General features: G+C 69.2%; 2 protein-coding genes. One reads left to right on the top strand and one right to left on the bottom strand.

All coding sequences use genetic code 11. The features are described 5' to 3' along the window. A partial coding sequence (locus VF536_RS17555) for a diguanylate cyclase (RefSeq protein ID WP_331616151.1) occupies positions 1-1,608 on the top strand: 1,608 nt, incomplete at its 5' end. 27 nt (positions 1,609-1,635) lie between these two features. Here VF536_RS17555 and VF536_RS17550 read toward each other — a convergent pair. Next, positions 1,636-2,562 carry a TIGR02285 family protein gene (locus VF536_RS17550; protein ID WP_331616150.1) on the bottom strand — a complete coding sequence of 309 codons (927 nt, stop codon included), beginning with the start codon at positions 2,560-2,562 and terminating at the stop codon, positions 1,636-1,638. Positions 2,563-3,010 lie beyond the last annotated feature (448 nt).

Genomic DNA, 3,010 nt, shown 5'->3' with positions numbered 1-3,010 from the left:
CGCGCCGACCAGGCGCGGCTGCGCCTGCAGCGGACCTGGAAGGCCTGGGGCGTCACGGCGCTCGCGGGCGAGGCGATGTCTTTGCCGATCGAGGACGGTCATGGCCTGATCGGGGCGTCATCCGATATCGGCGAGATCCGCGCCGACGCCGCCGACCTCAGCACGTTGACGAAGGCGGTGCAGGCCATCAGCAGCCAGCCCGATCTGCCGCGTCTGTTGCGGCGCCTGCTGGAAGTGGTCGCCGAGAACGCCGGCGCGCAGCGCGCCGCGATCGTGCTGGCGAGCGGCACGGCCGGTCCTTCGCGCTGGGTGCTGCAGGCGGAAGCGACGCTGGGCGAGCTGCCGCGGTTGCATCTGCTCGAGCAGCTCCCACTGGAGCGCGCCGGCCAGCAGCTGCCGCTGTCGCTGATGAGCCGCGTTCTGCGCGACGGTCAGCGCGAACTGATCGTCGACGCGCGCGGCCTGGCCACGATGGAGGACTACTTCCAGCGCCACGCCTCGCCGCCGCGTTCGGTGCTGGCGCTGCCGCTGCTCAAGCAGGGGCAGACGGTGGGCGCGCTGTACCTGGAGAACGCCGCGGCGGCCGGTGTGTTCACTGAGGCGCGCGTCAGCTTCCTGGAGCTGCTGTGCGCCAACGTCGTCAATGCCGTGGACAACGCGCGGCTGGTGACCGAGCTGCAGGAGCTCAACGCCAACCTGGAGCGCCGCGTGGCGCAGCGCACGCGCGAGCTCGCCGACAGCGAGGAGCGCCTGCGCGCCGTGCTCGATCACGCGCCGATCCCGATGGTGGTGACGCGGGAGCACGATGCGCTGATCGTGTACGCCAACGGCCCGTCGGCGGCGATCGTGGGGCGGCCGCTGGACGACCTCGTCGGCAAGCCGGCGATCAGCTTCTACCGCGAGCCCGGCGAACGGGACCGCATGCAGCTGAAGTTCAAGGAACACGGCCGTCTGCAGGGCGAGGAGATCTGCCTGCTGGCCGCCGACGGCAGCGAGCTGTGGATGCTGCTGTCGATGGTGCCGGTGGTGTACGACGGCGCGTCGTCGGTGCTGAGCACGCTGGTGGACTTCACCGACCGCAAGCGGCTGGAGATCGAGCTGCAGCGGCTGGCGACGACCGATGCGCTGACCGGCGCGGCCAACCGGCGCTGCTTCCTGGAGCATGCCGACGCGGAACTGGCGCGCAGCCGGCGCTACGGGCTGGAGATGTCGCTGGTGATGATGGACGTCGACCACTTCAAGCGCATCAACGACACGCTGGGTCACGCGCGCGGCGACGCCGCGCTGTGCCACCTGGTGCAGCTGTGCGCGCAGATCGTGCGCAAGCAGGACCTGTTGGGCCGGCTCGGCGGCGAAGAATTCGCGCTGCTGCTGCCGCAGACCTCGCTGGAGGATGCGACGCATCTGGTGGAGCGCCTGCGCCACCACATCGAGATCAGCGGGCTGGAGCTGCAGCCGGGCTCGGCGCCGACCTCGCTGACGGCGAGTTTCGGCGTCACGGCGCTGCGGCCGGAGGACCTGCGGGTCGAGGAACTGCTCGGCCGCGCCGACCAGGCGCTGTATCGGGCCAAGGACGGCGGGCGCAACCGCGTCGAGCGGCAGTCCTGAGCTGTCCCTGCCGTCGGCAAAAGGGGATCAGGGATCGATGCGGGACGGCTTCGCGCGCTCGCGATAGAACGCGTCGAAACCGGCGGCGTAATGCGCCTTCGTTTCGGGCGTGAGCCAGCGCATCAGGCCCTGCCGCAGATTGGCCGCGCCTTCAGGTCGACCGTAGGCCTTGTCGATGCCGCGGATCGCCGCGAGTCCCCACGGCGTCCTCGGGCAGGCGATGCCGGCCATCACCAGCTCGCTGGCGCCCTGGATCGGCACGCTCACGAGGTCGTCCGGATTGCCGGCCATGACCAGCGCCATGTCCATCTCCACCGAATAGTCGGCCCGCCCGAGGCTGAGCATCTGCAGCACGCGGGCGCCGAAGTCTTTCGGCGAATAGAGCGTGACGGTGCTGTCGACGGATCGGGCGGCGAGCATCTCGTCGAGCGCCGGACCGTAGCTGCGGCCGTCGATGAGCGCGCCGCGCAGGGCGTGGTCGGCCAGCAACCGGGACAACTGCACTTCACCGGCGGCGTTGCGCGGCAGCAGCTTGAGCTTGTCGCGACGCACGATCAGGCCCGGCGGCGGCGTGAGCTGGGTGTTGATGAAGTAGGCCAACTTCTCACGATCCGGCGTGCGGACCATGTTGGCGCGGCAGACCTCGTCGCCGTTCTCGATCATCTGCCAGCTGCGCTTGGCGTTGGCGAAGACGACCTCGTGCCGCACGCCCGGCCATTGCTTCTCGAGGTAGGCGGTGACGCGCGCGGTCACACCGCTGGCGTCGGCGCCGGTCATCTGAGGCGCGTGGTCGGAGGCGAGCCAGGTGATCTTCGTGACGGCGGGGGCGGCGGTGGTCGCGGGGGCAGGCGTTGCGCCCGGCCCTTGCGCACGTGCGAGCGGCGGCGCCGTCAGAAGGGCGGCCAACGGCAGCAGGGCGACAAGGTGCGGGCGGATCGGAGCGAGGAACTTCACGACCGACAGCATACGGGGATCGCTGCGGGCGACTGTCGCGCGGCGGCCATGGCCTGCGCCGTGGACCGGTAGTTGGTCACTGCCCGTCGTATTCCGGCGGGGGAGAACCGGATCTCTCCGGAATTGCTCAAACAAAGGTCAGGAATCGCTCTGTGACCCTGTGACTGGGCAGAGAACCATGGATGCCGAGCAAGGAAGCTCAGGTGGTTCATGAGCGAGGCTGTTGTCTTTGCATTATCAAAGATTCAACCTGGTGGGTGGGTGCCTGTGGAGCTTGTGGGCAAGGCTGGAGTCCTGTGGGGAGGGCTGTGGTCAACCCGCAGGGTTGTCCATCAGCCCTGTCCACAGGAAGCAGCCGGTCTCCTTCGTTCAGCGCAGCTGAGCGAAGGAGATGTCCACAAATCCACAGGCAGGCGTACCTCGGTGCACCAAGCTGGGGTGGGGGTCC

Source organism: Roseateles sp. (assembly GCF_036486225.1).
Classification (GTDB): Bacteria; Pseudomonadota; Gammaproteobacteria; order Burkholderiales; family Burkholderiaceae_C; genus Roseateles.
The sequence above is the reverse complement of the archived record's forward strand: the minus strand, read 5'-3'. Positions and strand labels throughout refer to the sequence as shown.